The sequence below is a fragment of the Eikenella sp. genome, assembly GCF_057315495.1.
The window spans coordinates 46,939-72,177 of sequence record NZ_DBHKXY010000024.1; the positions used below are offsets into that span (position 1 = coordinate 46,939).

General features: G+C 56.2%; 29 protein-coding genes and 1 riboswitch. Of the genes, 17 read left to right on the forward strand and 12 right to left on the reverse strand.

Features of this window, described 5'->3' with window-relative positions:
• Positions 1–156: 156 nt before the first annotated feature.
• A complete protein-coding gene (locus ACO6EE_RS03725) occupies positions 157–837 on the reverse strand; it encodes a response regulator (RefSeq protein ID WP_485959319.1) in 681 nt (226 codons plus the stop codon).
• 229 nt (positions 838–1,066) lie between these two features.
• Between ACO6EE_RS03725 and ACO6EE_RS03730 the strand changes: the two genes are divergently transcribed.
• Positions 1,067–1,639 (forward strand): inner membrane CreD family protein, encoded by a 573-nt coding sequence (locus ACO6EE_RS03730; protein ID WP_485959320.1) that lies wholly within the window; start codon positions 1,067–1,069, stop codon positions 1,637–1,639.
• A gap of 188 nt (positions 1,640–1,827) precedes the next feature.
• Here the strand turns inward: ACO6EE_RS03730 and ACO6EE_RS03735 are convergent, their stop codons facing one another.
• Positions 1,828–2,394, reverse strand: a complete 567-nt coding sequence (locus ACO6EE_RS03735) for a hypothetical protein (protein ID WP_485959321.1) — start codon at positions 2,392–2,394, stop codon at positions 1,828–1,830.
• A gap of 96 nt (positions 2,395–2,490) precedes the next feature.
• Between ACO6EE_RS03735 and ACO6EE_RS03740 the strand changes: the two genes are divergently transcribed.
• The 7 genes from ACO6EE_RS03740 (at position 2,491) to ACO6EE_RS03770 (ending at position 6,783) form a co-directional block, all read left to right on the forward strand.
• Entirely contained in the window at positions 2,491–3,141 is a 651-nt protein-coding gene (locus ACO6EE_RS03740) for a 4'-phosphopantetheinyl transferase family protein (RefSeq protein ID WP_485959322.1), read from the forward strand.
• A gap of 248 nt (positions 3,142–3,389) precedes the next feature.
• Complete coding sequence (locus ACO6EE_RS03745; RefSeq protein ID WP_485959323.1) at positions 3,390–4,133, forward strand: beta-ketoacyl synthase chain length factor; 744 nt, start codon at positions 3,390–3,392, stop codon at positions 4,131–4,133.
• Complete coding sequence (locus ACO6EE_RS03750; protein WP_485959325.1) at positions 4,112–4,894, forward strand: lysophospholipid acyltransferase family protein; 783 nt, start codon at positions 4,112–4,114, stop codon at positions 4,892–4,894. Before ACO6EE_RS03745 ends, ACO6EE_RS03750 begins: the two co-directional genes overlap by 22 nt.
• Positions 4,887–5,147: a phosphopantetheine-binding protein gene (locus ACO6EE_RS03755; RefSeq protein ID WP_485959326.1), complete on the forward strand. Its 261-nt coding sequence runs from the start codon at positions 4,887–4,889 to the stop codon at positions 5,145–5,147. The genes ACO6EE_RS03750 and ACO6EE_RS03755 overlap by 8 nt, the downstream gene beginning before the upstream one ends.
• A 132-nt stretch (positions 5,148–5,279) precedes the next feature.
• Positions 5,280–5,540 carry an acyl carrier protein gene (locus ACO6EE_RS03760; protein WP_064083727.1) on the forward strand — a complete coding sequence of 87 codons (261 nt, stop codon included), beginning with the start codon at positions 5,280–5,282 and terminating at the stop codon, positions 5,538–5,540.
• Positions 5,537–6,076 carry a COG4648 family protein gene (locus ACO6EE_RS03765; protein ID WP_485959328.1) on the forward strand — a complete coding sequence of 180 codons (540 nt, stop codon included), beginning with the start codon at positions 5,537–5,539 and terminating at the stop codon, positions 6,074–6,076. The genes ACO6EE_RS03760 and ACO6EE_RS03765 overlap by 4 nt, the downstream gene beginning before the upstream one ends.
• 137 nt (positions 6,077–6,213) lie before the next feature.
• Complete coding sequence (locus tag ACO6EE_RS03770; RefSeq protein WP_485959329.1) at positions 6,214–6,783, forward strand: DUF6707 family protein; 570 nt, start codon at positions 6,214–6,216, stop codon at positions 6,781–6,783.
• A 103-nt stretch (positions 6,784–6,886) separates the two neighbouring features.
• On the opposite strand, the gene ACO6EE_RS03775 is transcribed toward ACO6EE_RS03770, so the two are convergent.
• Positions 6,887–8,068, reverse strand: a complete 1,182-nt coding sequence (locus tag ACO6EE_RS03775; protein WP_485959331.1) for a phosphoglycerate kinase — start codon at positions 8,066–8,068, stop codon at positions 6,887–6,889.
• Between the two features lie 411 nt (positions 8,069–8,479).
• On the opposite strand from ACO6EE_RS03775, the gene hslV reads away from it, so the two are divergent.
• Positions 8,480–9,013, forward strand: coding sequence for an ATP-dependent protease subunit HslV (hslV, locus tag ACO6EE_RS03780; RefSeq protein WP_485959332.1), 534 nt, complete (start codon positions 8,480–8,482; stop codon positions 9,011–9,013).
• A 230-nt stretch (positions 9,014–9,243) separates the two neighbouring features.
• On the opposite strand, the gene ACO6EE_RS03785 is transcribed toward hslV, so the two are convergent.
• Both ACO6EE_RS03785 and dnaK read right to left on the reverse strand, forming a co-directional pair.
• Positions 9,244–10,443: an acetate kinase gene (locus tag ACO6EE_RS03785; protein ID WP_485959334.1), complete on the reverse strand. Its 1,200-nt coding sequence runs from the start codon at positions 10,441–10,443 to the stop codon at positions 9,244–9,246.
• A 310-nt stretch (positions 10,444–10,753) separates the two neighbouring features.
• Positions 10,754–12,685: a molecular chaperone DnaK gene (gene dnaK / locus ACO6EE_RS03790; protein ID WP_485959335.1), complete on the reverse strand. Its 1,932-nt coding sequence runs from the start codon at positions 12,683–12,685 to the stop codon at positions 10,754–10,756.
• Between the two features lie 403 nt (positions 12,686–13,088).
• Between dnaK and ACO6EE_RS03795 the strand changes: the two genes are divergently transcribed.
• The gene (locus ACO6EE_RS03795) at positions 13,089–13,844 is read left to right on the forward strand and encodes a glutathione peroxidase (protein WP_485959336.1); all 756 of its coding nucleotides are present in this window, start codon (positions 13,089–13,091) and stop codon (positions 13,842–13,844) included.
• Between the two features lie 8 nt (positions 13,845–13,852).
• Here ACO6EE_RS03795 and ACO6EE_RS03800 read toward each other — a convergent pair whose 3' ends face one another.
• Complete coding sequence (locus ACO6EE_RS03800) at positions 13,853–14,026, reverse strand: hypothetical protein (protein WP_485959338.1); 174 nt, start codon at positions 14,024–14,026, stop codon at positions 13,853–13,855.
• Between ACO6EE_RS03800 and ACO6EE_RS03805 the strand changes: the two genes are divergently transcribed.
• Positions 14,025–15,422, forward strand: a complete 1,398-nt coding sequence (locus ACO6EE_RS03805) for a dihydrolipoyl dehydrogenase (RefSeq protein ID WP_485959339.1) — start codon at positions 14,025–14,027, stop codon at positions 15,420–15,422. The two genes, ACO6EE_RS03800 and ACO6EE_RS03805, sit on opposite strands and share 2 nt — an antisense overlap.
• Before the next feature lie 214 nt (positions 15,423–15,636).
• Here the strand turns inward: ACO6EE_RS03805 and ACO6EE_RS03810 are convergent, their stop codons facing one another.
• Entirely contained in the window at positions 15,637–16,602 is a 966-nt protein-coding gene (locus ACO6EE_RS03810; protein ID WP_485959340.1) for a S49 family peptidase, read from the reverse strand.
• Positions 16,603–16,904: 302 nt separating this feature from the next.
• On the opposite strand from ACO6EE_RS03810, the gene ACO6EE_RS03815 reads away from it, so the two are divergent.
• Positions 16,905–17,363: a DUF6585 family protein gene (locus tag ACO6EE_RS03815; protein ID WP_485959341.1), complete on the forward strand. Its 459-nt coding sequence runs from the start codon at positions 16,905–16,907 to the stop codon at positions 17,361–17,363.
• A gap of 64 nt (positions 17,364–17,427) precedes the next feature.
• On the opposite strand, the gene accC is transcribed toward ACO6EE_RS03815, so the two are convergent.
• The 5 genes from accC to ACO6EE_RS03840 form a co-directional block, all read right to left on the reverse strand.
• Positions 17,428–18,807, reverse strand: coding sequence for an acetyl-CoA carboxylase biotin carboxylase subunit (gene accC, locus ACO6EE_RS03820; RefSeq protein WP_485959342.1), 1,380 nt, complete (start codon positions 18,805–18,807; stop codon positions 17,428–17,430).
• A gap of 33 nt (positions 18,808–18,840) precedes the next feature.
• Entirely contained in the window at positions 18,841–19,338 is a 498-nt protein-coding gene (locus ACO6EE_RS03825) for a DUF1877 family protein (RefSeq protein ID WP_485959343.1), read from the reverse strand.
• Positions 19,339–19,386: 48 nt separating this feature from the next.
• Positions 19,387–19,836, reverse strand: a complete 450-nt coding sequence (accB, locus tag ACO6EE_RS03830) for an acetyl-CoA carboxylase biotin carboxyl carrier protein (protein ID WP_485959345.1) — start codon at positions 19,834–19,836, stop codon at positions 19,387–19,389.
• Between the two features lie 36 nt (positions 19,837–19,872).
• Positions 19,873–20,328 (reverse strand): type II 3-dehydroquinate dehydratase, encoded by a 456-nt coding sequence (aroQ, locus tag ACO6EE_RS03835; protein WP_485959347.1) that lies wholly within the window; start codon positions 20,326–20,328, stop codon positions 19,873–19,875.
• Positions 20,329–20,582: 254 nt separating this feature from the next.
• Positions 20,583–20,807 carry an HP1242/YdcH family protein gene (locus ACO6EE_RS03840; protein ID WP_485959349.1) on the reverse strand — a complete coding sequence of 75 codons (225 nt, stop codon included), beginning with the start codon at positions 20,805–20,807 and terminating at the stop codon, positions 20,583–20,585.
• A gap of 140 nt (positions 20,808–20,947) precedes the next feature.
• On the opposite strand from ACO6EE_RS03840, the gene ACO6EE_RS03845 reads away from it, so the two are divergent.
• The 5 genes from ACO6EE_RS03845 to trpB all read left to right on the forward strand — a co-directional run bounded on the left by ACO6EE_RS03845 (position 20,948) and on the right by trpB (position 24,917).
• Positions 20,948–21,532, forward strand: a complete 585-nt coding sequence (locus ACO6EE_RS03845; RefSeq protein ID WP_485959351.1) for a uracil-DNA glycosylase family protein — start codon at positions 20,948–20,950, stop codon at positions 21,530–21,532.
• Positions 21,533–21,731: 199 nt separating this feature from the next.
• Positions 21,732–22,184: a hypothetical protein gene (locus ACO6EE_RS03850; protein WP_485959353.1), complete on the forward strand. Its 453-nt coding sequence runs from the start codon at positions 21,732–21,734 to the stop codon at positions 22,182–22,184.
• A 189-nt stretch (positions 22,185–22,373) separates the two neighbouring features.
• A riboswitch (TPP riboswitch) is annotated at positions 22,374–22,468 on the forward strand.
• A gap of 212 nt (positions 22,469–22,680) precedes the next feature.
• Positions 22,681–22,992: an EamA family transporter gene (locus ACO6EE_RS03855; protein WP_485959354.1), complete on the forward strand. Its 312-nt coding sequence runs from the start codon at positions 22,681–22,683 to the stop codon at positions 22,990–22,992.
• 2 nt (positions 22,993–22,994) lie between these two features.
• A complete protein-coding gene (locus ACO6EE_RS03860; RefSeq protein ID WP_485959355.1) occupies positions 22,995–23,618 on the forward strand; it encodes a DMT family transporter in 624 nt (207 codons plus the stop codon).
• A gap of 96 nt (positions 23,619–23,714) precedes the next feature.
• Positions 23,715–24,917, forward strand: coding sequence for a tryptophan synthase subunit beta (gene trpB, locus ACO6EE_RS03865; protein ID WP_485959356.1), 1,203 nt, complete (start codon positions 23,715–23,717; stop codon positions 24,915–24,917).
• Positions 24,918–25,239 lie beyond the last annotated feature (322 nt).

The following is a 25,239-nucleotide window of genomic DNA, read 5'->3' on the forward strand; positions in this document are numbered from 1 at the left end:
TTCGGATTGTTGAAAGAATGGCGGCTATTGTCTGGCTTGTCGCAGGCGGAAACCGCCAATATTGCTGCGGCCAGTTTGAGTAAGTTTCTGCGCGAAAGATTCATGGTTTTTCAGACGGCCTTTTTGGGAGTGGGGAGGCCGTCTGAAAACCGTGCTTCAGGTTTCGTTAAAACTATACCCCAGCCCGTGATGGGTGCGGATGGGTTCGTCGGCGATGCCGGCTTCGCGCAGTTTGTGGCGCAGGGCGCGGATGTGGGTGTTGATGGTGTGCGGGTCGGAGGGGCGGTTGCCGCCGAACATGGCGGTGAGCAGTTCTTCGCGGCTGAACACGCGGCCGGGGCGGTGCAGCAGGGTGCGCAGCAGGCGGTATTCACCCTGCGTGAGCGGCAGTTCGCGCCCTTGGTGGCGGATGCAGCAGGCGGGCGCGTCATCGTGCCATGCCGGTGCGGATTCGGCTTTGGAGGCGGGCTGGGTTTGTGTGCGCCGCAGCACGGCTTTTACGCGGGCGACGAGTTCGCGCGGGCTGAAGGGTTTGCCGATGTAGTCGTCTGCACCGAGTTCGAGGCCGAGGATGCGGTCGGTTTCTTCGTCTTGGGCGGTGAGCATGATGACGGGCTGGGGATGTTGCGGGCGCAGGGTTTTGAGCAGCTCGAAGCCGTCGGTGTCGGGCAGGCCGACATCGAGCAGGAGCAGGTCGAAGTGTTCGCGCGCGAGCAGTTGCCGTGCCTGCTCTGCGGTGGGGGCGATGCGTGCGGTGAAATGGGCGCGGGCGAGGGAGAGTTCGACCAGTTCGGCGATTTCGCGTTCGTCTTCGATGATGAGGATATGCGGGTTCATGGGATAGGGAATTAACAAGCTTTGGATACAAGGCGGCGAGCCGAAGCCGCAGCGGAAGTGAAGCTACCGCTCATTCTACGCAAACGCGCTGGGTTACACACGCTTAGGCGCGGCAATCTTCATAAAATCTTCATCATTGTTCCACAAAAAATTGATGTGGGCCGGGCATACTGTGCGCCGTTGGCAGGCTTGTGCCTTGGCCGCATTCAATTCTTTGACGGAGTAAAAAATGAACCAGAAAATATGGAGTGTGCTTGGGCTGTGTATCGTGTTTGCCGTGGTGCTGTTTTCGATTTACGGCTTGGCGGAACAGCGAGGGTATTACCAATCCAGCGAGTTGTTGAGTATAGAAGACTACCGCATGATTATCCGCAGCGTGAAATACGGCATGGTGTTGGTGGTGCTGGTGTTTGCCTCGTTCTTTTTGAGCGAGGTGTTGCAGGAGTGGCGTATCCACCCGATGCAGTATTTGCTGGTGGGCGCGGCTTTATCGATATTTTATCTGTTGCTGCTCTCGCTGGCGGAACACATCGGTTTTACTGCCGCCTATGCCGTCGGCGCATTTGCCTGTATCAGCTTGCTGTTTTGGTATCTGCATTTCGTGCTGGCCACCACGCGCGGGGTGTATATGATGACGGCGCTGCTCATGGCGGCCTACGGCACGATGTTTGTGCTGGTGAAAATGCAGCAATACAACCTCTTGGCCGGCTCCTGCCTGCTGTTTGCCGCGCTGTTTACGGTGATGTATTACACGCGGGAGATTGATTGGTATGAGCTGGGCAAACCGGCAGAGAAGGAGTAATAGGGTTTAACTGCGTTGAAACCTCGCTTTCAGGTAGCCTTGAGGTTTGAGCAGAGGCTACCTGAAAAATAAACAGCAAATGGTCGGGCCTGATGCCCGGCCATTTGTGTTTAGGCTGCGCAGAAAACTTAAAGGCTACCTGAAAACCGCATCAACCGTTTTCAGGTAGCCTTTATGCCGCAACCGGCTTAGCGGGCGATGTCGCCGCGCATCACCACGCGGGCATGGAAGGTGCCCACTTCGCAGTCGTACTGGCCGCCGCGCAGCACTTGGCGGTTGTAGTAGCTGTGGAAGTTGCTCACGCGGCTGCCGCCACGGGCTTGAGCGGTTTCCTGGAATTTATGGGCGGCGTTGATAAAGGCGCGTTCGCAGGCGGCTTCGTCGGATTGGTTGGAAGCATTGGCTGCCTGACGGGTGGACAAATTGGCCTGAATCACGCGGCCGCTGCCGCCGAAGCTCACCGGCACGCTGGGGTTGAGCAGTCGCTTGGCTTCGTCGGAAGCCATCACGGCACGGCCGGAGCAGCGATACACTACTTTGCGGCCGCCGCGGTTGGGGTCGTCGTCGCGCAGCAGGCGGCACACGCGGCCGGTGGTTTGGCTGGTGGCATGGGCGCTGTTGCGGCCGCCATCGCGGCGGGCTTCGGTGCGGCTGCCTTGATTGCCTGAGTTGTCCGGCGCACGGTTGTTTTGGCAGCCGGCGAGGCCGAAAGCGGCTACAATCGCAGCCGCCAGCATGATTTGGCGAGATTTCATATTTGCTCCCTTTTTAAGCTGGGTTGGAAAACCGAAAATTCACGGCTAAGCAGCCGCGATTTCACAGAGTTTAAAGTATATTAAAAAAACTTGCCTATGCCTACCCGCCTGCCTCCGCCACACCCCCTCCACCTCTATTTGGCTGCGCCCGACTGCGCCGCGCACTACCGCGCCAGGCTGCTGGATGCGGCCGATCGCGCCCGCCTCTCGCGCCACCCTGCCCGTGCGGCGCAAACCGGCTGGCAGGTGAGCCGTTTTCTCAAGCAGCAGGCGGCGGTAGACGGGTTTTCAGGTAGCCCGAATTATTCGGGCAGCTTCAGCCACAGCGGCGGCCATGCCGTGCTGGCGGTGCCGTCTGCCGATTTTCCCGTTGGCGTGGATTTGGAGCAGCTACGCCCGCGTCGTTTCGATGCCTGGCCGTATTGGGTGCTGCATGCCGATGAAGCGAGCTGGCTGCAACAGCATGCCGAATTGGCCGATTATTATGCGTTGTGGACGCTGAAAGAAGCCTTGCTCAAGGCCACGGGGCAAGGGCTGGCGGAGATGCCGCAAACCGGATTGCGGCCAAACGGGGACGGCTGGCGGCTCTACGCGGCCGGCCGGTTTTGGCAGGGAGCGGTGTTCCTGTTGGACGGAGCTTGGCTGTGCGGCGTGGTGTGGCCGCAGGAAGTGGCAGCAGAATGGATATGGCACGGCTTCGGTAAGTGGCAGACGGTGGAAACGCAGCTGCTTTATCGTTTTATTTAGGCTCTTTCAGGTAGCCTCAAATTCTCGGGCTGCCAATACAAAAACTTTAAGAATGAAGGCTACCTGAAACTTTTCTTTTCGCAGAACCGCCGCCCACATTTTGCCTCCCGCCGGCCAGATGCCCGAGTGCTGCATTCTTGTTATAATGCGCCACCTTAAGCGCTCTTAACAGGCCGCCTGTTTTTAAAAAGGCTACCTGAAAGCGAAGCTTCAGCGCAGTTAAAACGCAGCCTCAACGAAGTTAAACCATGACCGCCGATTTCCGCCTCCGCTTTTCCATCCAAAGCTGGCACGCCGCCTCCACCCGCCTGCACACAGGCGAAGACTGGGCCGCGTGGGCATCGGGCCGCTTGAACGCCGCCGATTTGCCCGACACGCCGCCGAAGGTGGATTTCCTGCCCGCCATGCAGCGGCGGCGGCTCGGCCTCTCGGCGCGGCTGCTGTTTGCGGCGGCGCATCCGCTGTTGGCGGAAAGCGAACCCTGCCCGCTGGTGCTTGCTTCGCACGACGGCGAAATCAACCGCAGCTTCGGCTTGTGGACCACGCTGTTGCGCGACAACGAAGTTTCCCCCACTTCTTTCGGCCTTTCCGTGCACAACGCCCTGGCCGGGCAGTGGTCGATGCTGCGTGGCGACATGAGCGAATACACCGCGCTTTCCGTGCGGCAGAGCGGTTTGGAAAGCGCCGTGCTCGAAGCCGCCGGCCTGCTAGCCGATGGGGCGGAGCGCGTGTTGGCGGTGGTGGTGGACGAACCCTTGCAGACACAATACCCCGCCGCACCGGCCGAACGCGCGCCCTTCGCCCACGCGCTCGCGCTGCTGCTCACCGCCGGCGAAGAGTGGGAACTTTCCCCCGCCGCGCCTAATGCCGCAGCGGCAAACTGCGGCTATTGGGGCGCGCTCGAATGGCTGCGGCAACAGCACTCAGGCAGCCGCCAGTGGATAAACCGTTATGCAGACAAGGCTTGGCAATGGCAGCGGCTTATCCCTTGAGCGCCCGTTTAAACCGCTTGTGGCGATTGCTGGCCACCGGGATGGGCTTCGTGTTTTTCGGCGTGTTCGGCGTGCTGCTGCAAATCGTGCTGCTGCCCTGGTTGCTGCGCCGCTCGCCCGATTTGGCGCAGCAAAAGCAGGCGCGGCGCGTGGTTACGCGCACTTGGCTGTGGTTTAGCTATTATTTGATGCGCTCCGGCATTTTGCGCGCGGAATTTGAAGGCTTCGAGCGGCTCGGCCGCCCCGGCCAGCTGATTTTGGCCAACCATCCCTCGCTGCTCGATGTGGTGTTCCTGCTCGGCCGCGTGCCCGAAGCCAACTGCATCGTGAAAGCCGATTTGCAGCGCAACCCGGCCATGGCCGGGCAAATCCGCGCCTGCGGCTACCTGCCCAATCAGGAAGATTTGGATTTTGTGGAAGCCGTGCACCAAGTTTTGCAGCAGCAATGCCTGCTGGTATTCCCCGAAGGCACGCGCACCGGCTGGGACGGTGTGGTGAAATTTCATCGCGGCGCAGTATCCATCGGCCTCAGAAGCGCGCAGGTCATCACCCCCGTGGTGATTCAAATGCAGCCGCCGAACTTCAAAAAAGGCCAGCCGTGGTACAAAATCCCGCTGCAAAAACCGGCCTACCGCTTTATTGTGGGCGACGACATCAACCCGCAGGATTGGTTAAACAAGCACCCCCTGCCCATTGCCGCCCGCCGCCTTAACGACCACCTGCAACAATACTTCAATGAAAGAAGCCAAAAACATGACTGATTTGAAACAAGAAATCAAACAACTGATTATCGACAGCCTCGGCCTGGAAGACCTCACGCCCGCCGACATCGGCGACGAAGAAGCCCTGTTCGGCGACAGCGGTCTCGGCCTCGACTCCGTAGACGCACTCGAACTCGGCCTGGCCGTGCAAAAACACTTCGGCTTCCAGCTCGACGGCGAAAACCAAGAACTGCGCGACAGCTTCGCCAATGTGTCCACACTGGCCGCCTTTGTGCAGAAACACCGCACCTAAGCCCAAGCCGTTTGCCAAAGGCTACCTGAAAGCAAGTGCAGCGGACTTCCGCCAAGCCGAAGGTAGCAGGCTACCTGAAACATAGGCCGGGCATTCCTGCCCGGTCGCCACCCATCATTATAAGGAACACCCATGACCGAAACCGAAATCCGTGCCTTCCTGTTCGACATACTGGAAAACATGTTTGAAATCGACACCAGCAACGTAACCGGCAGCACCAACCTCTACGAAGACCTGGAAATCGACAGCATCGACGCCATCGACCTGCTCGACCAAATCAAACGCCAAACCGGCTACAAACTCCAAGCCGACGACTTCCGCAACGTCCGCACCATCGACGACATCGTGGCCGCCGTATCCAAGCTCTACCAAGAAGCCAAGCCCGAAGCGTGAAAACCGCCGCCAAAATCCTGCTCGGCATCTTGAGCGTACTCTACCCCCTGCTCTGGTATTACGGCCGCGAGCAGGGCTGGTTTTATCCGCTGGCCGGCTTCATGCTCCTGCTCTGGCTCGCCCGCGCCGCCATGCAGCGTGATCCCGGCCAGCGGCGCGTTTCCCTCCTCGTGGCCGCCTTCTTCGCCGCCATCCTCCTGTTAAAGCGGCCCGGCAGCATGTATTGGTATCCCGTGTGGGTAAACGGCCTGCTGTTGCTGCTGTTCGGCCTCAGCCTCACGCAAAAACAAAGCATCATCGAACGCCTCGCCCGCCTGCAACACCCCGACCTGCCGCCCGAAGGCGTGGCCTACACCCGCCGCGTTACCCAAATCTGGTGCGGCTTTTTCATCCTCAACGGCAGCCTCGCCGCCCTGCTCGTACTGCTCGAACAATACCGCTGGTGGGCACTCTACACCGGCATCATCGCCTACATCTTAATGGGCATCCTGATGGGCGGCGAATTCGCCTACCGCAAATGGGTGTTGAAGTTGTAATGAACAAAGGCTACCTGAAAAACAGAGATGATGGTTTTCAGGTAGCCTTTGAGCTTATCTGGAAATGAAGCAGGCATATTTGCTGCCTAAGTGAAAATCAAGCTGAAGAAATTTTGAATGATGGAGAGGCGAACCTGATGTTTTCCGATTTACTGCTTTCAGATAATTTATCCCCGGCCCAGATGAAAAAAGCAGCGGAGTTGAGTAAAAAATTCAGCCCAACCAACAAAGCCGACTTGGGAAAGGCCTACCACCTGCTATTTAGCCTGTTTTGCACCAACCGCATTCAAGAAACGGAAATCTGCTTAGATGCTTTAACCAAGCTGAAATTCAACGGAAATTTCAACTTGTGGACGTTTATCGAACCCTGTTATTGTTTGAAATTCTTCTTAACCCACGACGAAAGCGTCAAACAAGAAATCACCCGAATGCTGCGTGAAGACGTGAAATCGAAATGGCATGACGATGACGAACATCAGGAATGGATACAAAAAATTCTGGATGGCGAATCGGTGAAAAATGCACAAGAAGAGTTAGACCGATATATTGACGACGGAGTGGAAAAAGAATATTTCTGGCGCGTTAACTTGCTGACAGAATACTTGCACGTGCTGGCACTGGGCGCGACAGGTGTGTTGAATCCGTCCGTTGTTCGTGATGCCATTAATCAGAATCTGGCCAGATTAAGGGAAATAAGTGCGGCATAATCAGCTCGGTACGTGGCACTGGTTACCCACACGGAATCTGATACCACAAAGGCTACCTGGAACTTTCAGGTAGCCTTTTTCTATTCATTCAACACCGGCCGTATCAGCCCGCCGCACGTTTTTCCAGCACGGCCACGCCGGGCAGTTGTTTGCCTTCCAGGAACTCCAAGAACGCGCCACCGCCGGTGGAGATGTAGCTGATTTTGTCGGCGATGCCAAATTTGGCGATGGCGGCCAGGGTGTCGCCGCCGCCGGCGATGGAGAAGGCGCGGCTTTCGGCGATGGCTTCGGCCATCACGCGCGTACCTTCGGCGAAACGGTCAAACTCAAACACGCCCACCGGGCCGTTCCACACAATCGTACCGGCTTCGCGCAGCAGCGCGGCGAGCGAGGCGGCGGATTGCGGGCCGATGTCAAGAATCATATCGTCTGCGGCCACCTCGGCCACGGCTTTGGTTTCGGCTGCGGCATCGGCGGCAAAGGTTTTGGCGCATACCACGTCTTGCGGCAGCGGCACGGCGCCGCCTTTGGCTGCCATTTTTTCAGCCACGGCACGGGCTTCGGCAGCCAAATCGGCCTCGGCTAGCGAGTTGCCGATGGGCTGCCCGGCGGCGAGCAGGAAGGTGTTGGCGATGCCGCCGCCCACGATCAGCTGGTCCACTTTGTCGGCCAGGCTGTTGAGAATAGTGAGCTTGGTGGACACTTTGCTGCCGGCCACAATCGCCACCAGCGGGCGGGCTGGATTTTTCAGTGCCTTGCCCAGTGCGTCCAATTCGGCAGCCAGCAAAATGCCGGCGCAGGCAGCGGGTGCGGCTTCGGCCACGGCCACCAGCGAGGCTTCGGCGCGGTGCGCGGTGCCGAAGGCATCGTTCACGTAAATATCACACAACGCGGCGTAGGCCTGACCGAGCTCAGCATTGTTTTTCTTCTCGCCTTTGTTCACGCGCACGTTTTGCAGCATCACCACTTCGCCAGGCTGCGGGCGCGGCGGGTTTTGCCGCCAATCGCTGCTCACGGGCACAGTGAGGCCGAGCAGGCTGCCCAGATGCGCGGCCACGGGCGCGAGGTCGTCTTCGGGCTTGAATTCGCCCTCGGTGGGACGGCCGAGGTGGCTCATCAGGATAACGGCCGCACCGTTTTCCAGGCAGTAGCGCACGGAGGCGAGCGAGGCGCGGATGCGGGTATCGTCGCCGATTTTGCCGTCTTTAATCGGCACGTTCAGGTCGGCACGGATCAGCACGGTTTTGCCGCGCACGTTTTGTTCGGTGAGTTTAAGGAAGGACATAGTTATCCCTTTTGGTTTCAGTTATTTGGTTGGGAAAATCGGGCGGCTGTGCCAGCCGCATAAAACGCCGCCATTATCTTATAAACAGTTGGGCGGTGCAAACGGGAGAAATGGGCTGCGCTGCAGTTTACGCTTTCAGCTAGCCTTCGAGGATAATCGCCTCCATGCGGTACAGGCATATAGTTTGGTTCCTTTTTGATACATCGCCAGCTAGCCGGGACTACTCAGAGGCTACCTGAAAATGAGCGCAGCGAATTTCTGCGCAGCTAAAGCATAAGTTTCAACCCAACTGCAAACAGCAAGCTCTGTTTCAGGTAGCCTCTAGCTTCTGCCAGCTGGTAAACAAATTGAAATTCGCGCGGCCGCCCTAATCTGCCGCCTATTCCCAACTGTTTCAACAAAGGAAGCACCATGCAGCAATTCGACGGCACCACCATCGTTTCCGTACGCCGGAGCAACCAAGTCGCCATTGGCGGCGATGGCCAAGTCAGCCTGGGCAACACCATCATCAAAGCCACTGCGCGCAAAGTGCGCAAACTGTATAACAACACCGTTTTGGCCGGATTTGCCGGCGGCACGGCCGATGCATTTACCCTGATTGAGCTTTTTGAAGCCAAATTGCAGAAACACCAAGGCCGGCTCACTGTATCTGCTATCGAGCTGGCTAAAGAATGGCGCACCGACCGCGCCCTGCGCCGCCTTGAAGCCATGCTGATTGTGGCCGACAAAGACACCACCCTCATCATTACCGGCAACGGCGACGTGCTCGAACCGGAAGGCGGCATCGCCGCCATCGGCAGCGGCGGCTCATTCGCCCAGGCTGCCGCCCGCGCGCTGATGGAAAACACCGAGCTGCCGCCCGAAACCGTAGTGAAAAAAGCGCTGGAAATCGCCGGCAGCATCTGCGTCTACACCAACGACCAGCACACGGTGGAAACGCTGTAATCACTCCAAATGCAAACGGCTACCTGAAAACTTCAGCCCCAACGAAGTGAAAACCAAACTCTGGTTTGCCGCTTGTTCCCCTGTCCGACCACATTGAGCAGGGGAATAATTTTCAGGTAGCCTCACTCTAGGCTTACCCGATATACAAATAACAGACAAACAAAAGGCTACCTGAAACTGAAGATAAACAGTTTCAGGTAGCCTTTATTTTGCTTTAACAGCCGCTTGGCTTATTCAATACCGGCCAGGTGGGCAGTATCTTGAGCAATCATCAGCTCTTCGTTGGTGGGGATAACCATGGCCAGCGGTGTGCTGCCGGCTTGGCTGATGATGCCGCCTTCGCCGAAGCGGGCGGCAAGGTTGGCTTTTTCATCTACGGTAAGGCCGAGGAAGCCCAGGTAGCCGATGGTTTTGCTGCGGATGGTGTCGGAGTTTTCGCCAATGCCGCCGGTGAACACCAGCGCATCCAAGCCGCCTGCGGCCACGCTCATGGAAGCAACGTATTTGGCCAGGCGGTAGGCGAATACTTCCAGCGCGAGCTTGGCGCCTTCATGGCCTTTGCCGGCGGCTTCTTCGATTTCGCGGCAGTCGTTGGAAAGCTCGGAAATGCCGAGCAGGCCGCTTTGTTTGTGCAGCAGGTCAGTGATTTGCTCGATATTCAGGCCGGCGTTATTGTGCAGGAAGGGGAACACGTTAGCGTCGATGTCGCCGCTGCGGGTGCCCATCACCAAGCCTTCGAGCGGGGTGAGGCCCATGCTGGTATCACGGCACTTGCCGCTATTGGAAGCAGCAATGGAAGCGCCGTTGCCGAGGTGGGCAATCACCAAGCGCAAGCCTTCTTCACTGCGGCCGAGCAGGCGGGCGGCTTCGGCAGCCACAAAGCGATAGCTGGTGCCGTGGGCACCGTAGCGGCGCAGGCCGTATTTACGGTAGAGCTCGCGCGGCACGGCGTAGGTGTAGGCATGCTCGGGCATGGATTGGTGGAAGGCGGTGTCGAACACCACGGCGTGCGGCACGTGGCTGAAAATGCTCATGGCGGCACGGATGCCGAGCAGGTGGGCAGGATTGTGCAGCGGCGCGAGCATGATGCACTCTTCAATGCCTTTGATCACTTCATCATCAATCAGGCAGGATTCTTTGAAACGTTCGCCGCCATGCACCACGCGGTGGCCGACTGCGCCGATGCGTTGGTCGAGCTTGCGCTCTTTGAGTTCGGCCATCAGGGCTTCCACGGCGCCGGTGTGGTTCGGCTTCTCGGCCAGGCTCACGGTGTGTTTTTCGCCATTTACTTTGAAGATGATGCGCGCGTCGGGCAAATTGAGCTTCTCGGCCAGGCAGCTCAGCAAAACTTCGCCGTTGGTGCTATCCAATACGGCGCCTTTAACGGAGGAACTGCCGCAGTTTAATACCAGAATCAGTTTGTCAGACATGATGTCCCTTTATAGTAGGTTTATATGTGGATTACACAAAAACGGCGGCTGCCCGCCGGCTGTTTGTTTTTCTTACGGATACAATGAACTTGCTAAGAAAATTGGCGGCTATTGTAACAAAACTGCTTTATCTTCTCTATGCCTGCAGCCAATCTTAACGCAAGCAGGATAGGCAATAGGATGGGATACCGGATAAACGCAAACAGTATCAGCAAGCATCACGCTATTATGAAGAACGAGATGTTTTAGCTATAAACAAAGGCTACCTGAAAATTTTCAGGTAGCCTTCATCACGCTAAGCAGCTGATGCTTATTTGTCGTCTTTCACTTCTTCAAACTCGGCATCCACTACATCGTCGCCTTTTTTCGGTTGCTCGTTATCGGCAGACTGGCCGGCTTGGGCTTCCTGAGCCTGTTTCTGGGCATCGGCGTACAGCATTTCGCCCAGTTTCTGGCTGGCTTTGCCCAGCTCTTCGGCTTTGGCATCGATGGCGGCTTTGTCGTCGCCTTTTACGGCTTCTTCGGCCTCTTTGATGGCGGCCTCGATTTTTTCCTTCTCGGCTGCGTCGAGTTTGTCGCCGTAGTCGGCCAGCGATTTCTTCACGGAGTGAATCAAGGCTTCGGCCTGGTTGCGGCTCTGCACCAGCTCGTGCAGTTTTTTATCCTCTTCGGCATTGGCTTCCGCGTCTTTCACCATGCGTTCGATTTCTTCCTCACTCAAGCCGGAAGAGCCTTGGATGGTGATGTTGGCGGCTTTGCCAGTACCTTTGTCTTTGGCAGACACGTGCAGGATGCCGTTGGCGTCGATATCGAATGTTACCTCAATCTGCGGCATGCCGCGCGGGGCGGGGGCAATATCGCCGAGGTTGAATTGGCCAAGCGACTTGTTGGCGGAAGCGCGTTCGCGTTCGCCTTGCAACACGTGGATGGTTACGGCACTCTGGTTGTCTTCGGCGGTGGAGAACACTTGCGAAGCCTTGGTGGGGATGGTGGTGTTTTTGTTGATGAGCTTGGTCATCACACCGCCCATGGTTTCGATGCCCAAAGACAACGGGGTAACGTCCAGCAGCAACACGTCGCTGCGGCCGCCGCCCAACACTTCACCCTGAATGGCGGCACCCAAGGCCACGGCTTCATCGGGGTTCACGTCTTTGCGCGGTTCTTTACCGAAGAATTCTTTCACGGTTTCCTGAACTTTGGGCATACGGCTCTGGCCGCCCACCAAAATCACGTCGTCGATGTCGTTCACGCTCAGGCCGGCATCTTTGATGGCGGTGCGGCAAGGCTCGATGGAACGCTCGATCAGGTCTTCCACCAGGCTTTCAAACTTGGCGCGGGTAATCTTCATGGCCAAGTGTTTGGGGCCGGTGGCGTCCATGGTGATGTAGGGCAGGTTCACTTCGGTCTGCTGGCCGCTGGAAAGTTCGATTTTGGCTTTTTCGGCGGCTTCTTTCAGGCGCTGCAAGGCCATCACATCGGTTTTCAGGTCGATGCCCTGGTCTTTTTTGAACTCGGAAATGATGTAGTCGATCAAGCGTTGGTCGAAGTCTTCACCGCCGAGGAAGGTGTCGCCGTTGGTGGAGAGTACTTCAAACTGTTTTTCGCCGTCCAAATCGGCAATTTCGATGATGGAAATATCGAAGGTACCGCCGCCTAAGTCGTACACGGCGATTTTGCGGTCGCCTTTGCTGCCTTTGTCCATGCCGAAAGCCAGTGCGGCTGCGGTCGGTTCGTTGATGATGCGTTTCACATCCAAACCGGCGATGCGGCCTGCATCTTTAGTGGCTTGGCGTTGGCTGTCGTTGAAATAGGCAGGCACGGTAATCACTGCTTCGGTTACTTTTTCGCCCAAATAGGCTTCAGCGGCTTCTTTCATTTTGCGCAGCACTTCGGCGGAAATCTGCGGCGGAGACAGCTCTTTGCCTTGCGCTTCCACCCAAGCGTCGCCGTTTTTGGCTTTTACAATTTTGAAAGGCATCAGGTCGATGTCTTTCTGCACTTCTTTATCTTCAAATTTGTGGCCGATCAGGCGTTTTACCGCGTAGATGGTGTTTTTCGCGTTGGTAACAGCCTGGCGTTTGGCCGGTGCGCCCACGAGGATTTCGCCGCCGTCCAAATAGGCGATAACGGAGGGAGTGGTGCGTGCGCCTTCGGCGTTTTCGATTACTTTAGTCTGGCCGTTTTCAGAAATGGCCAGGCAGGAATTGGTGGTACCCAAATCGATACCGATAACTTTTGCCATAATGGATTGCTCCTTAGAAATTAGTAGAATTCAGACTGCGCCTTGCTGGCGCTTTAACTTGCCCAGTAAATGGGTTTGGCCGTTTTTTTTTCAAGAGAAAAGGCTATTTTCGTTTTAATCTATTGATTTTTATTAGATAAAATAGTTTCAGGCAGCCTTGAGCAACAAATTTCTGCCCAGCCTATTGAATTTCTGCCGCCAGCCCTAATTAAGAATAACTGTTGTTCCTGAATATTTGCACCGATACGGCGTTACCGGAATTTATAGCTAAAAATAATTCATATTATTTGAACTATAAATTATACAAATCGCCTGGCGGCGGCTAGAATGCCGCCTTATCGATACACCGTATCTCGCAAATTCATCCGCATTATTTCTGACACCCTGATATAAGGAGCTCTATATGTCTATCAACATCAAATCCCGTGACCAACTGGTTGGCCAGCAAGTTCCGAAAGTAACCTTCCACACCCGCGTGGCCGATTCTTGGAAAGACGTCACCACCGACGAATTGTTCAAAGGCAAAAAAGTAGTGGTATTCGCCCTGCCCGGCGCGTTCACCCCCACCTGCTCTTCCAGCCACCTGCCGCGCTACAACGAGCTGGCTCCTGCATTTAAAGAAAACGGCATCGACGACATCCTGTGCGTATCCGTAAACGACACCTTCGTAATGAACGCCTGGGCTGCCGACGAAGAAGCCCACAACATCACCATGGTTCCCGACGGCAACGGCGAATTCACCCGCGGCATGGGCATGGAAGTGAGCGATGAAGACATCGGTTTCGGCAAACGCTCTTGGCGCTACTCTATGCTGGTAGACGACGGCAAAATCGTGGAAGCCTTCATCGAGCCGATCAAAGAAGGCGACCCCTTTGAAGTTTCCGATGCCGACACCATGCTGAAATTCGTGGCTCCGAACTGGAAACCGCAAGAATCCATCGCCATCTTCACCAAACCCGGCTGCCCCTTCTGCGCCAAAGCCAAAGCCGCTTTGCAGGAAAAAGGCCTGGCCTACGAAGAAATCGTGTTGGGCAAAGACGCCAGCATCGTTTCCGTACGCGCCATCACCGGTAAAGTAACCGCCCCGCAAGTGTTCATCGGCGGCAAATACATCGGCGGCAGCGAAGACCTGGACGCATACTTGGCCAAACACGCCTAATTTCCCAGCTATCCAGTTGCCAATACAGTAGATAGCTTTGCGAGCCGCCCCAATAGGGCGGCTCTTTTCCCAAGACCTTTCAGGTAGCCTGTTACACCGCAGCAGCCGATATTTTTCAGGTAGCCTCCCGGCCGGCCATACAGGCTACCTGAAAGGTCTTCCCACATAAGGAAAGCAGACATGAAACACCTTACCGCAGACGTCGTTGTTATCGGCGGCGGCACCGCCGGCATGGGCGCCTTCCGCAATGCCCGCCTCCACACCGAAAACGTTTATATCATCGAAAGCCACATGTTCGCCACCACCTGCGCCCGCGTCGGCTGCATGCCCTCCAAGCTCTTGATTGCCGCCGCGGAAGCCCGCCACCACGCCCTGCACACCGATCCCTTCGGCGTGCATCTGGACAAATCCAGCATCAGCGTAAATGGCGAAGAAGTGATGAACCGCGTTAAATCCGAGCGCGACCGCTTCGTCGGCTTCGTGCTGGAAGACGTAGAAGCCTGGCCGGCCGAGCGCCGCATCATGGGGCAGGCCAAATTCATCGACGAGCACACCGTGCAAATCGACGACCACACCCAAATCCGCGCCGAACGCATCGTGATCGCCACCGGCTCCCGCCCCATCGTGCTGCCGCAATGGCAGGCGCTGGGCGACCGCCTGGTTATCAACGATGACGTATTTTCATGGGACAGCCTGCCCGAAAGCGTGGCCGTATTCGGCACCGGCGTGATCGGCCTCGAGCTCGGCCAAGCCTTGAGCCGCCTCGGCGTGCGCGTAGAAATGTTCGGCCTGGGCGGCCTCATCGGCGGCATTTCCGACCCCGTGGTGCAGGAAGACGCCACAGCCATCTTCGGCCAGGAAATCCCGCTGCACCTCAACGCCCAAACCGAAACCCGGCTCAACGACAAAGGCCAAGTGGAAGTAGCGTGGACGCAAGACGGCGAAAGCGGCGTATTCACCGCCGACTACCTGCTCGCCGCCATCGGCCGCCGCCCCAATGTGGACAACATCGGGCTGGAAAACCTCAATATCGAGAAAGACGCACGCGGCGTGCCCGTGGCCAACCCGCGCACCATGCAAACCAGCATCCCGCACATTTTCATTGCCGGCGACGCCTCCAACCAGCTGCCCCTGCTGCACGAAGCTTCCGACCAAGGCAAAATCGCCGGTGAAAACGCCGGCCGCTACCCCGATATACGGGACGGCCTGCGCCGCAGCATGATCGGCGTGGTGTTCTCCAACCCGCAGATCATCAGCGTGGGTGCGCGCTTTGCCCAGCTGGAAAAAGAATACGGCAGCAAGCTCGTGACCGGCCAAGTATCCTTCCGCAACCAAGGCCGCAGCCGCGTGATGTTGGTGAACCAAGGCAGCCTGCGCGTGTATGCCGACCGCGAAACCGGCCGCTTCCTCGGCGCCGAAGGTGTCGGCCCCGCGCTGGAGCACATCGCCCACCTCCTCGCTTGGGCACACCAGCAGCACATGACCGTGCCGCAGATGCTCGATATGCCCTTCTACCACCCCGTAATCGAAGAAGGCCTGCGCACCGCCCTGCGCGACGTGGCCACCAAACTGGCCTAAAGGCTACCTGAAAGCTCACCCTTGGCATAGCCAAGCTTGAGCTTCGGCGAAGCTGAGGCGTTAATCAAAACGCAGTGGCAACGGAGTGAGAAAAAACGGCAAACGGATTGATTCCGTTTGCCGTTTTTTGTTCGCCTTTGGCCGGCGTAAAAAGCGTGTTGCTTAAAAATAGTTTCAGGTAGCCTTTTAATTACCAAGACCACATACTAAATACCTACCATGGCTGCTCCTGCACTGCCTCCTGCAAGCCTTGACGCACGCTGGCACCTACGCCTTTGCTGAACAGGCGGCTGATGTCGTCGGCGGGGGTGTAATCCACCAGCTCGGGGGCTTTGATGATGTCGCGCGATACGCTGTAGATATCGCCCAGGCCGTCGATGAGGCCGGTTTTGAGCGCTTCATTACCGGTGTACACGCGGCCGCTGAACAGGTCGGGATTATCCGCTTCGTTCAGGCGTTTGCCGCGCCCGTCGCGCACGGCTTTGATGAATTGCTGGTGGATGTCGTCCAGCATGCCTTGCCAGATGGCGGTTTGCTCGGGGGTTTCCGGGCTGAAGGGGTCGCCCATGCCTTTGTTGCTGCCGGCGGTGCGCTGGCGGCGCTGGATGCCCATATTGTGCATCAGGCCGGTGAGATCGAAGCTGCTGCCAACCACGCCGATGCTGCCGACGATGCTGGATTGGTCGGCATAGATTTTGTCGGCGGCAGCGGCGATGTAGTAGCAACCGGAGGCGCAAATGTCTTCGGCCACCACATACACGGGGATGCCGGGATGTTCGGCGCGCAGGCGGCGGATTTCACGATAGGCCACGCCGGATACCACGGGCGAGCCGCCGGGGCTGTTGGCGCGGATGATGATGCCGCGCACCTGTTTGTTTTTATAGGCAGTCTCCAAACCCTGGCGCAGTTTCCCGGCCTGGTTTTCGCCGGCGGTAATCGCGCCTTCGAGGCGGATTACGGCAGTGTGCGGCCCGGCGGAGGCGGGATTGAGGCTGCCGATATTGCCGAAAATGGCAAACAAATAGAGCGCCAGAAAGGCAATGAGCAATAGGCGGAAAATGAGCTTCCAAATGCGGGCGCGGCGCTGCTCGCGATAGGCTTCGAGCAGCAGTTTTTCCAGCGTGTCGCGCTCCCAGTTGCCGCTGTTGGGCTCGCTATTGCGGCGGATGATGTGTTTCATGGGGTAACTTTCTTGGAATGATGTGGAAAGCCGGAAAGGCTACCTGAAAGCATTCGCTTCAACGAAGTTAAAATGGTATGCACCTGATTCCGGCGGGAAAGGGTGGCTATTGTAACACGCGAGGGCAACAGCAGTTTCAGGTAGCCTTGGGCAAGCTGCCCGCGGAATGGAGGTATTCATTCATATTCGCCACCCACTGTTGCCTACAGGCTACCTGAAAAGGCAGAAATTAATCAAAACAAGCAGATATTGATTGTTTATATCACAATCAACCCCTTCATAAATTCAAAGAGACACACACCATGCGCCACCGCAAACTAGGCCGGCAGCTCGCCACCTTCCGCCACACCCTCACTTGGACCTTCCTCGCCACCATTATCTTCCTGCTCCTGATGTTTATTTGGAATATAGCCGGCATGGGCGAGGGCATCCACGCTAATGTTGGGCTATTCAACGTGCTGTTTACCGTCTGCTACGGCACTTATGTGGCCGACCAAATCAGATCGCGCCTCACGCTGTACGAACACGGCTTTATCCTGCAAACCCTGTTTAAAGAACACGTTGTGGTGTATCGGGAAATTCGTGGCATTAAATCTAAATTCTCGCAAATCGAATCACCCGGCTCGTTTATGCACGCCCGTATCGATACGCCGCAAGGTCGCGTGCTATTGAAAAACAACTGGAAGCCGCGTAGAGATTTCTACAATTTCATCGCGCAATTCCTGTTTCAGGATGATGAAGACGACGTAATCTTCCACTAAGCGGATTCAGAAAAAGGCTACCTGAAAATTTCAGGTAGCCTTTGATTCATCTGAACACAACAAACTATTTTTCAGCCTGCTTTTCAGCTTGCAGCTGCACTTTGCGCTCTTCCAGCCAGTGCCCCAGATAATGGATGCTCACGCCGCCTTTGGCGAAGCCGGGGTCGCGGAACAGGTCATCGTGCAGCGGGGCATTGGTTTTGATGCCGCTCACGGTGAGCTCGGAGAGGGCAACGCGCATTTTGGCGATGGCCTGCTCGCGATCGTTGCCATACACGCAGATTTTGCCGATGAGGCTGTCGTAGTTCGGCGGGATGCGGTAGCCCTGGTAGATGTGGCTGTCCACGCGCACGCCGAAGCCGCCGGGCAGATGGCAGCTGGTGATGCAGCCCGGGCTGGGGATGAAGCTGTAGGGGTCTTCGGCATTGATGCGGCACTCAAAAGCATGGCCTTGGATTACCACGTCTTTTTGCTTGTATTGCAGCGGCAGCCCGGCGGCGATGCGCAGCTGTTCCTGCACGATGTCGATACCGGTAATCAGCTCGGTTACGGGGTGTTCCACCTGCACGCGGGTGTTCATTTCGATGAAGAAAAACTCGCCGTCTTCATACAGAAATTCAAACGTGCCGGCGCCGCGGTAGCCAATGCGTTTGCAGGCGGCCACGCAGGCTTTGCCGATTTTCTCGCGCTCTTTGGAGGTAATGCCGGGCGCGGGCGCTTCTTCGATTACCTTTTGGTGGCGGCGCTGCATGGAGCAGTCGCGCTCGCCCAGATAAATGGCGTTGCCGTGCTCGTCGGCCAGCACCTGCACTTCCACGTGGCGCGGGCGTTGCAGGAAGCGTTCCATATACACCATCGGGTTGCCGAAGGCAGCTTCGGCTTCGGCCTTGGTCATTTCCACGGCCTTAATCAGGTCTTCTTTCTTTTCCACCACACGCATGCCACGCCCGCCGCCGCCGCCGGAAGCTTTGATGATCACGGGGTAGCCCACGCGTTCGGCGGTTTTCAGGATTTCGTCGGGATCGTCGGGAAGTGCGCCGTCCGAACCGGGCACGCAAGGCACGCCGGACTCGAGCATGGCTTTTTTGGCAGACACTTTGTCGCCCATCAGGCGGATGGTATCGGCACGCGGGCCGATGAAGATGAAGCCGGATTCCTCCACCTGCTCGGCAAAGCGGTCGTTTTCGGCCAGGAAGCCGTAGCCGGGGTGGACGGCGTCGGCGCCGGTTACTTCGGCGGCGGCAATGATGGAGGGAATGTGCAGATAGCTCTGTGCAGAGGGGGCGGGACCGATGCAGACGGATTCGTCGGCCAGCTTAACGTGCAGGCTGTCGTTGTCGGCAGTGGAATGCACGGCCACGGTGGCGATGCCCATTTCGCGGCAGGCGCGCAATATGCGCAGGGCGATTTCGCCACGGTTGGCGATGAGGACTTTTTTCAGCATGAAATTCACTCTTTCATTCGGATACCACTGAATTTAATGGTTAAATAAGCTGATTACAGCTTCTCGGTTTTTTCCTGCGGCGGCATAGAATGCTTTCAGGTCGATTAGTAAGGGCTGTAAATCAGCCCATGCTTCATCATCATTTGCCCAAGCATCCGACAAATAAACATCGGCTTCTGCCATAGCTGTTACATTGCAGCGTTGCCTCGCCTCTTCCAACGATAGTTCGGATAGCGCCCAATTGAAGAAACCAACTTTTTTCACAGATATGTAAAACGCGGGAATATGTTCGAAACGATATTGGATACGGGAATAACCAAGAATAACATGGGTAAGCAACTCCCCCTCGTTTTCAGCAGTACGGGGTTGTCCGCTTACGAGAAAAGTCAGCGCATCCCAATATTTATCCACATACAGCACGCTCGGATCGTCAAACGACCACTCTTTGTCCAAAAACTTCCGAAAACGGCGGGAATCGGAGGCATATGCCCTGAGTTTCTCCTCCGATACCCTATGCATTTCAACAGTCATTCCCATAGGCATGCACCGATAAAACAGGCAAAAAGGCTACCTGAAAAATTATTCGATGATAAACAGCGGCTCGCCAAACTCTACCGGCTGGCCGTTTTCCACCAGAATTTCTTTCACCACGCCGCTGCGTTCGGCTTCGATTTCGTTCATCAGCTTCATGGCTTCGATGATGCACAAGGTGTCGCCGGCGTTCACGCTCTGGCCCACTTCCACAAACGCCGGCGCGTTCGGGCCGGGGGCGCGGTAGAAAGTGCCTACCATGGGCGAGGTTTGCGCCTTGCTCAAATCGCGCTCGGGGGCGGCAGGCGCGCCTGCGGCTGCAGCGGGCGCGGCAGCGGCCGGAGCGGCAGCCACGGCAGGCGCAGCGGCATACACGGGCTGCGGAGCAGCCAGCGAGCGGGTAATGCGCACTTTTTCTTCGCCTTCGGTTACTTCAATCTCGGCAATGCCGGATTCTTCCACCAAGTCGATGAGTTTTTTGAGTTTGCGTAAATCCATAATGAGAGGTCCTTTTAAGGGATTCGGAGCCGGGCTTTAGCCGACCTGTTTTTGTTGCAAGTATTCAATGGCGAAATCCAGCGCGGCGGAATAGCCGTGCGCACCCAGCCCGCAAATCACGCCCTGCGCCAAATCGGAAAAATAGGAATGGCGGCGGAAGGGCTCGCGGGCGTGCACGTTGGAGAGGTGGATTTCGATAAAGGGTTTGCCGGCGGCAGCGAGCGCATCGCGCAGGGCGACGCTGGTGTGGGTGTAGGCTGCCGGGTTGATGATGATGAAGGCGGTATGGTCGGCCATGGCCGCCTGGGCACGCTCAAGCAGCACGGCTTCGGCATTGCTCTGCACGGCTTCAAAGGCAAAACCGGCAGCTTCGGCGCGCGCCTGTAGGCCGGCATTGATGTCGGCAAGGGTGGTTCGGCCGTAGATTTCCGGTTCGCGCTGCCCCAAAAGATTGAGGTTGGGGCCGTGCATAACGAGGATGGCGGGTTTCATGCTGGGAGGCAGTTTAAATTCGGTTGAAATGAATAATTGCGTCTGAAAACGCAGTTTGCCGCTGGCAGGCAAGATGCACATTTTCAGCGATAGTGGGGGAAATGTCCAGTTTTTGTATTTATCTGTATGGAAACGGCAGAGTTTGTTAAGCGGCAGCTTCGGCCGTATTTAAAGCAGTAAAGGCTACCTGAAACGCAGCGCAGCTAAGTTCTGCGAAGCCAAACTTTCAGGTAGCCTTCTGAGCCTGTTTTTAATCAGGCCTTATTTTTGTCGTGCTGTTTCAGGATTTGATAGAGCTGGTCTTTCAGATGCAGCTTCTGTTTTTTCAGCACTTCCACTTCGTCCAAATTGCCGGTAACCGGGTTTTTGGCCATATTGGCGATTTTTTCGTCCAGCTCGTTGTGTTCGTCAAACAGACGGGCAAAGCGTTTGTCGGATTGTTTGAGCTGGCTGATGAGGTCGCGATATTCTGGGAACATTATTTTCTCGCTTTCGAGTGGGTAAGGGTTGAACAAACTTTTATCTTGGTTCTACTTTATCATAGCCGGCGGGAAAAATCGAACGGCTCCCACTTTTATTCGCTTTATAATGAAGCTCCCAAAATTATTGCACTGCCGCCATGCCCGAAATCGAAAGCCACCCCTTTCCCGCCCTGCTGCCGCCCGAAGCCACCGTGATGATGATGGGCACCTTCCCGCCCAAGGCGGAAAAGCACGCCATGCAGTTTCACTATCCCAATTTCATCAACGACATGTGGCGCGTGTACGGGTTGGTGTTCTTCAACGATGCCGCGCATTTTCAAAAAATCGGCGAGAAAGCGTTTGACGCGGAAAAAATCAAAGCCTTCCTGCATGAGCGCGGCATCGCTTCCTGCCCCACCGTGCTCAAGGCCGTGCGCGAGCAAGACAATGCCGCCGACCAATTCCTGCGCGTGGTGGAAACCGTGGATTTGCCCGCCGTGCTCGCCCGGCTGCCGCGCTGCCGCCATATATGCACCACCGGCGGCAAGGCTACCGAAGTGCTGCTCTCCCTGCTGCCCGATGGGCCGAAAATGCCGAAAACCGGCGAAACGCTGCCCTTCACTTTGGCAGGACGGAATCTCACCCTCACCCGCCTGCCTTCCACCTCACGTGCGTATCCGCTGAGTTTGCAGAAAAAGGCGGCAGCGTACCGGGCGTTTTTCGAGATGGCGGGATTGGTGTAGTTTTCAGGTAGCCTTTATAAAGTGGCTTGAGGCTACCTGAAAATTGGAAGGACGGCAGGCGTAGTTTGGTTTGGACTGCAAGCCTTGGAGCAGTATTCTATTTATCTGCTCCGATATTTGGGTCATGCCTGCAGTTAAGCTAATCTACTTTTTCCGATGTATTCACAGATGAGGCTATTTGATTAAATAGACTTGAATTATGAACAACATATGTGACATTTATATAAAAGAAAAATTTAATCGGAATTATCTGAAATTTCTTGAGTTATTGGATATAAATTTTAGTTATCAAGAAAATGTTTTATACACCGGATATTTAGGCGTATGTATTCACAGGATAAAGCTGATTCCTATCACAAAAATGATTAGAGATGAGAAAATATCAGTATGGAATGTTCCTATTGAATATAGAGACATGTCTCACATCTCAAAAAGTAAAGCTATTGATATTGCTATGGAATATATAAAAAACAACAACCTCATCATTCCTGACAATCTAGAATGCGCTATATTTGATCCATTAAGGTGGATATTCTCCACTTCCGATGGAGAGAGAGTAGGCGGATCGATATCGGTTGATAAGCTAGATGGGCATATTTGGACTTTGGATGAGAGTGATATATATGCGTATGACTACAATAATATGTTTTGAAATAATGATAATACGAGCATAGTTTTTCAAGTAGCCTTATATCAAGGGTAACTTGAGGCTACCTGAAAATTGAAAAGGTTTGGCACTTCAAACGGCTGTGTGCAACTCTACCCTACTCAAATATGCAGCAGCAATACAGCCAGGCTCGCCACGCCATAGCAGCGGATTGGGAATTCCACTATAATCCGCCCCCTTGAGTCGGGGTGCTGCCTTGTGCGGCTGAGAACATACCCGTTGCACCTGAACCGGTTAATGCCGGCGGAGGGAACTCGCGGCCGGTTTGGGCGGGATGCTGCCCGGTTTGATTGGCCGCAGGCGGCAGAACGGATTCTGCCGCGGCAACGGGATGATGCGCTCCGATTTATCGGGGCGTTTTTTGTTGCCTGCCGTCCTGAGCATGGCATGCAATCTTCGCCAGTAAGCAACTGTGTTTTCGTGATAAATATTTTTCAGGTAGCCTTCCGCTGGCGGCGGGCTGTTGCAAGAGGATGAAACCATGCGTTTCCGTATTTGGCAGGCAAACGGCCTGCCGCACCCGTATGTGATGCTGTTTTTGGCACCGGCGTTCTGGGCCACGAGCAATGTGGCGGGCAAGCTGGGCAAGGCTTGGCTTTCGCCTTATGAGTTTACGTTTTGGCGCTGGGTGCTGGCGGCCTTGCTGCTTTCGTGGCTGTTCCGCGCGCGGATTCGGGAGGATCTGCCTGCGCTCAAACCGCGTGCGTTGTGGCTGTTGCTGGTGGGCGGCAGCGGGTTGCGCTGTTCAATATTGTGCTCTACAGCGCGTTTGCGCGCGGGGCGTCGGTGGTGAATGTGTCGATTATCACGGCGCTGATTCCGGTGATGGTGTTGCTTGCGGAGGTGCTGTTTTGGCGCAAGCGGGCGCATTGGCTGCAATGGCTGGGGGTGGGGCTGTCGTTTGCGGGCGTGGTGTGGGTGGTGGGCCGGGGTAATCCGGCCGCGCTGCTGGAAACGGGTTTGTCGCAAGGGGATGCGCTGGCGCTGGTGACTTCCTTGATTTATGCGGGCTATTCGCTGGCGCTGCGCGCTGCGCCGAAGGTGCACTGGGCGAGCCTGCTGTGGGCGATGTGTGTGGCGGCGGTGGTGGTAAGCGCGCCGTTTTATGTGTGGGAAGGGGTGGAGAAGGGCTTCCGAATGCCGCCGTGGCAGGCTTGGCTGCTGCTGCTTTATGTTTCTGTGTTTATTGCGATTTTGTCCAAGCTGTTTTATATGGAAAGCGTGATTGCGATTGGCGCGGGGCGGGCGGCGCTCACGATGAACCTGCTGCCGGTGTTCGGCGCGCTGGTGGGCGCGGCGGCCTTTCCAGACGAGCGGCTGGGCGGCTATGTGCTCACGGCCTTAATCTTGGTGGCGGCGGGGATTGCGGCTTCGGAATGGGGCGCGGCGAGAAAACGGGCTTTGGAAAGCGCGGGATAAGCGGTTAGAATGGAGTCCTTGATATTCATGAAGGCTACCTGAAACGGGTTTGGCATTTTCAGGTAGCCTTTCTACCCCATTACTAAAGGACGAACCATGCAAAACTACCAAGCACCCGACGAGCGTGGCTTTTTCGGCGAACACGGCGGCCTGTATGTGGCCGAAACGCTCATTCCCGCCCTGCAAGAATTGGCAGCGGCCTACCAAGCAGCGAAAAACGACCCGTCGTTTTGGGAAGAGTTCCACCGCGATTTGAAACACTACGTCGGCCGGCCCAGCCCCGTTTACCATGCCGCGCGATTGTCCGAGCATTTGGGCGGTGCGCAAATCTGGTTGAAGCGCGAAGACTTGAACCACACTGGCGCACATAAGGTAAACAACACCATCGGTCAGGCATTGCTTGCCCGCCGCATGGGCAAAAAACGCGTCATCGCCGAAACCGGCGCGGGTCAGCACGGCGTGGCTTCTGCCACCGTCGCCGCCCGCTTCGGCATGACTTGTGACGTGTACATGGGCGCGGACGACATCCAGCGCCAAATGCCCAACGTGTTCCGCATGAAATTATTGGGCGCGAACGTGGTCAGCGTGGACAGCGGCAGCCGCACGCTGAAAGACGCGATGAACGAAGCCATGCGCGAATGGGTCGCCCGCGTGGACGATACGTTCTACATCATCGGCACCGCCGCCGGCCCCGCGCCGTATCCCGAAATGGTGCGCGATTTCCAATGCGTTATCGGCAACGAAGCCAAAGAACAAATGCAGGCTGCTATCGGCCGCCAGCCTGATGTTGCCGTAGCCTGCGTGGGCGGCGGCTCGAACGCCATCGGACTGTTTCACCCGTATATCGGCGAAGAAAACGTGCGCCTCGTCGGCGTGGAAGCCGGCGGTTTGGGCGTGGACACCCCCGACCACGCCGCGCCGATTACCAGCAAAGCCCCTATCGGCGTATTGCACGGCTTCCGCAGCTACCTGATGCAGGACGAAAACGGCCAAGTCTTGGGGACGCACTCCGTTTCCGCAGGCTTGGATTACCCCGGTATCGGCCCCGAGCACAGCCATTTGGCCGACATCGGCCGTGTGGAATACCATGCGGCGAATGACGATGCCGCGCTGGAAGCGTTTGATTTACTGTGCCGCTTTGAAGGCATCATTCCCGCGCTCGAATCCAGCCACGCCGTGGCTTGGGCGGTGGAAAACGCGCCGAAGATGGGCAAAGACCAAGTGATTCTGGTGAACCTGTCGGGGCGCGGCGATAAAGACATCAATACCGTGGCGAAGCTGAAAGGGATTGAGTTGTAAGGCGCATGTGCAGGCTGCCTGAAAGGTTGGAAACGGCTTTTCAGGCAGCCCTTTTCCCTTTCAGGTTACCTGAAAACGCAGTTTCAACGAAGTTAAAAAGCGCGTGGGCATAAATTACGCATCCTGTGGCCGTTCTGCCCACGCTATGCCTGCTAACAGCAGGATACAACCTACTGATATTGTTAATGAAGTATTTTATTTTATGTGGGAAGCTTAATAACCAAAAAGGATTACGTTATGAATGAAAGTATCGAAACTGTATTAAATGGTTTTCTGATGGAAATGTATAAATGGGAAGACAATGCTAATAAGCATATTGATG